The 3,741-nt window shown below is 63.5% G+C and carries 5 protein-coding genes; 1 reads left to right on the top strand and 4 read right to left on the bottom strand.

What is annotated here, in order from left to right:
- From EN925_RS27420 to EN925_RS27410, 3 genes are all read right to left on the bottom strand, one after another.
- Positions 1-519 (bottom strand): alcohol dehydrogenase catalytic domain-containing protein (locus EN925_RS27420; protein ID WP_164894422.1); only part of this gene is annotated, 519 nt, incomplete at its 3' end.
- A gap of 118 nt (positions 520-637) precedes the next feature.
- Positions 638-1,288: a maleylacetoacetate isomerase gene (gene maiA, locus EN925_RS27415; RefSeq protein ID WP_024503824.1), complete on the bottom strand. Its 651-nt coding sequence runs from the start codon at positions 1,286-1,288 to the stop codon at positions 638-640.
- A 4-nt stretch (positions 1,289-1,292) separates the two neighbouring features.
- Positions 1,293-1,988 carry a fumarylacetoacetate hydrolase family protein gene (locus EN925_RS27410; protein WP_024503825.1) on the bottom strand — a complete coding sequence of 232 codons (696 nt, stop codon included), beginning with the start codon at positions 1,986-1,988 and terminating at the stop codon, positions 1,293-1,295.
- A 175-nt stretch (positions 1,989-2,163) separates the two neighbouring features.
- On the opposite strand from EN925_RS27410, the gene EN925_RS27405 reads away from it, so the two are divergent.
- Positions 2,164-2,847, top strand: a complete 684-nt coding sequence (locus tag EN925_RS27405) for a response regulator transcription factor (RefSeq protein ID WP_024503826.1) — start codon at positions 2,164-2,166, stop codon at positions 2,845-2,847.
- Positions 2,848-3,058: 211 nt separating this feature from the next.
- Here the strand turns inward: EN925_RS27405 and EN925_RS27400 are convergent, their stop codons facing one another.
- The gene (locus EN925_RS27400; protein ID WP_164754003.1) at positions 3,059-3,565 is read right to left on the bottom strand and encodes a GNAT family N-acetyltransferase; all 507 of its coding nucleotides are present in this window, start codon (positions 3,563-3,565) and stop codon (positions 3,059-3,061) included.
- Positions 3,566-3,741: the final 176 nt, after the last annotated feature.

Below are 3,741 nucleotides of genomic sequence, written 5' to 3'. Positions count from 1 at the left end.
GCCATGCACCGCGACCCATTCGCCCGGCTTCACCCGGCCCTGGTCGACAATGGCTCGAAACGAAGTGACGAAGCGGCAGCCGAGGCTGGCGGCGGTGGCGAATTCCATCTCGTCGGGCAGGCGCACAAGATTGGTGTCGGCATGTTCGATGGCGACATATTCGGCAAACGAGCCCCAGCCGGTGAAGCCAGGCTGTGTCTGGTGCTCGCAGACCTGGTGATTGCCCGAATTACACTCGAAGCAGCGGCCGCAGCCGACGGCGAACGGCACTGTGACGCGCTCGCCGGCCTTCCAGCGCGTGACCTGCTTGCCCGCGGCGACGACGATGCCGGCAAGTTCGTGGCCCGGCACGTGCGGCAGCGTGATGCCTTCGTCATGACCCATCCAGCCATGCCAGTCGCTGCGGCACAGACCGGTCGCCTCGACCTTGATGACGACGCCATCGGCTGCCGGCTTCGGATCAGGAACGGTCTGGATCCTCGGCGCTTCGCCGAATTTCTCGAAGACGACGGCTTTCATCGGCAACACCACCTTTCACACGGCCTGCGGGAAACGATAGCCGATTCCCTATCCGGTCAAGCGAAAATCGATTCCGCCAGCCATACTGTTCCGGTGCCGACGCTACGCAGATGACGCCTTATTCCGCGTCGATCTGGTTCTGGGGCGCCGCTTTCTGGAAGGCCGGCAGCGCCATGCAGGCGGCGTTGATGCGCGCGATCGTCGGGTAGGGCGTCAGATCGACGCCAAAGCGGGCATTGCTGGCAATCTGTGCGGCGAGGCAGATGTCAGCCAGACCCGGCGCGTCGCCATGGCAGAATGTTCCGGTCTCCGCCGACAAGGCCAGGATCTTTTCAAGCGGCTGAAAGCCCTCGTTCACCCAGTGGCGGAACCAGTTGACGACGTCCTCGTCGCCGGCGCCGAACAGCGTGCGCAGCGAGGTCAGCACGCGCAGATTGTTCACCGGGTGGATGTCGCAGGCGATCATCTGCGCCAGCATTCTGACCCGTGCCCGACCGGCCGCATCCCCTGGCAATAGCGGTGGTTCCGGGCTGGTCTCGTCGAGGAATTCGATGATCGCCAGCGATTGCGTCAGCAGCGTGCCGTCGCCGAGCACCAGCGCCGGCACCAGCCCTTGCGGATTGACCGCGAGATAGGCTGGTTCGAGGTGCTCGCCATGGCGCAGATGATGCGGGATATAGTCGTAGCTCAGCCCCTTCATCTCCAGCGCGATCCGCACCCGGTAGGAGGTGGAGGAGCGATAGTAGTTGTGCAGGACGAGTTTGCTCATGCGCTCACTTCGGCTGGCCGATGGTTATTTCGATGGTGCCGATGCCGTCGACGCCGCCGGTCATCGTGTCGCCGGGGCCAACCGCGCCGACGCCTGCTGGCGTACCGGTGAAGATCAGGTCGCCGGGCTCGAGCTCCATCGCCTCGCTGCAGATCGACACGATATCCGGTATCGGCCAGATCAGTTCGGCGAGGTCGGCATCCTGCCTGACCTTGCCGTTGACGGCGAGCCAGATGCGGCCCTTCTGTGGGTGGCCGGATTCGTGCGCTTGCACCAACGGGCTGCAAGGGGCGGAGCGGTCGAAGGCCTTCGACCAGTCCCAGGGCCGGGCGGCCTTCTTGGCCTCGTCCTGCAGGTCGCGGCGGGTGAGGTCGATGCCGACGCCGTAGCCCCAGACATGGTCCAGCGCCTTGTCGCGGGGAATGCGGAAGCCGGCTTTGCCGATCGCGGCCACCAGTTCGATCTCGTGGTGCAGATTGGCCGTCAGCGGCGGGTAGGGGATAGCGGTGCCGGAATCGACCACCGCGTCGGCCGGCTTGGTGAAGAAGAAGGGCGGATCACGCTCGTCATTGCCGAATTCGCGGGCATGCGCCGCGTAGTTGCGGCCGACGCAGTAGATACGGCGCACCGCAAAACGATCGGACGAGCCGGCAACGGCCACCGATGCGGTTGCGGGCAGGGGAAGGACGAATTCTGTCATCAAGGGTCTCTGCTTGGTTGCCGGAACATTCGACCGATTTGGGGGCCTGGACAAGGCGATTTGGTCGAGAAAGTGCCGGCGGCACTTTCCGCCGGAGATGGCGATATACTATTTGGCAATAATCTGGCCATGGTGGAGAGGTTATTCTAATCGCTCACGAACTGAAATGAACCCCATGACCGCAACCCACGATCGCGCCCGGTTTCTGATCATCGACGACCATCCGCTGTTTCGTGAGGCGCTGCACAGCGCCGTGCAGATGGCCTATCCGGAAGTCGACACGGTGGAGGCGCGCTCGATCACCGAGGCGCTCGATCTTCTGGCCGATGCCAAGCCGTTCGACCTCGCGCTTCTCGACCTCTCGATGCCCGACGTGCACGGTTTTGACGGCCTGCTGCAACTCCGGACCCGCTATCCGCGCCTGCCCGTGGTGATCGTCTCTGGTTACGAGGAGCCGAAGATCATTTCCGAAGCGCTGTCCTATGGCGCTGCCGGCTTCATCCCGAAATCGGCGCGCAAGAGCGACCTCGCCGCAGCCATCCGCTCGGTGATGGAAGGCGCGATCTATGTGCCGGAGACCTATGAAGGCCGGCCGCCGGACGCCGACAGCGCCGACCGCGCCGACATGGTGCAGCGCCTGTCGACGCTAACGCCGCAGCAACTGCGCGTGCTGCAGATGCTGCGCCAGGGCCTGCTCAACAAGCAGATCGCCTACGAGCTGCAGGTGGGAGAGACCACGGTGAAGGCGCATGTCTCGGAGATCCTGCGCAAACTCAATGTCTACAGCCGCACGCAAGCGGTGATCGAGGTGTCGAAGCTGGACAATGCGGAGTTGTTTCGCGATCAGGCTGGGTTTTGAGCTTTTACCCTCCTCCTTGTGGGGAGGGTCGATCCGCGAAGCGGAGCGGGGTGGGGGTCTGCGCCGCACCCCACCCCGGCGCTCCGCGCCGACCCTCCCCATCGAGGGGAGGGTAACCCATCATGCGCCGCGCTTTATAATGGCGGGCGAACATAGCAAATGGTGCACTGTCACCGTAATTCTGTCACCGAAATTCGTTCACCGTCAACGCTCATGACAGCGAAAGCCTCATCAGCGGGCGGGCCGCATCGCGGTGCGCGACGGCTTGAAACCCTGCGCTCTCGAAGGTCGATACATACCCACTACCCGTTGCGCTCGGCGACTTGCCGCCATCGAGCGGCATCGCCTCGATCGCCTTCGCGCCATGTCGTCTTGCGTGAGCGATGCTCGCCTCGATCAGCGTTCGCGTCATCCCGCGGCGACGATAGCCCTTGCGGACGTAGAAGCAGGAGATGAACCATGTCTCTTCCCTGCGATCTTCTGCCCCGATCCATCTTTTCTTCAGGTAAGGCACGGCTTCGATGGGCGTGATTTGGCACCACCCGACGGCCATTTCTCCATCGAAGGCCAAAAGGCCCTGAGGCACATCGCCCGATAGCGCCGCTTGCTGAAATTCGTGCCGATTCCGATCGGGCGGCTGCTTTCGGTAAGCCGGGCCGATCCTGCCATACATGCACCAGCAACGACCGACAGGCCCGCTCGCCGAAAACAGATCCACGAGTGCCGGCCAATTCTGTCGAGAAAGCGGTTCGACTCGAAAGCTCATTGCCCACAAACGCCGACAGTCGCCATCGGGTTCGGTTGCCGCGCAGCAATGTCCGCTTTCTCGTCCATCGCGACGGCGCCGAAGCGGAGCTGTTTCGCGATCAGGCCGGGTTTTGGGTTCGCCCAAAG

Source organism: Mesorhizobium sp. M7A.F.Ca.US.006.04.2.1 (assembly GCF_004022915.1).
GTDB lineage: Bacteria > Pseudomonadota > Alphaproteobacteria > Rhizobiales > Rhizobiaceae > Mesorhizobium > Mesorhizobium ciceri.
This window is presented reverse-complemented; position numbering and strand designations above follow the sequence as displayed.

Coding starts and splice junctions, on each gene's coding strand:
- EN925_RS27405 (WP_024503826.1), top strand. CDS start 2,164: ATGACCGCAACCCACGATCGCGCCCGGTTTCTGATCATCGACGACCAT.
- maiA (WP_024503824.1), bottom strand. CDS start 1,288: ATGAGCAAACTCGTCCTGCACAACTACTATCGCTCCTCCACCTCCTAC.
- EN925_RS27410 (WP_024503825.1), bottom strand. CDS start 1,988: ATGACAGAATTCGTCCTTCCCCTGCCCGCAACCGCATCGGTGGCCGTT.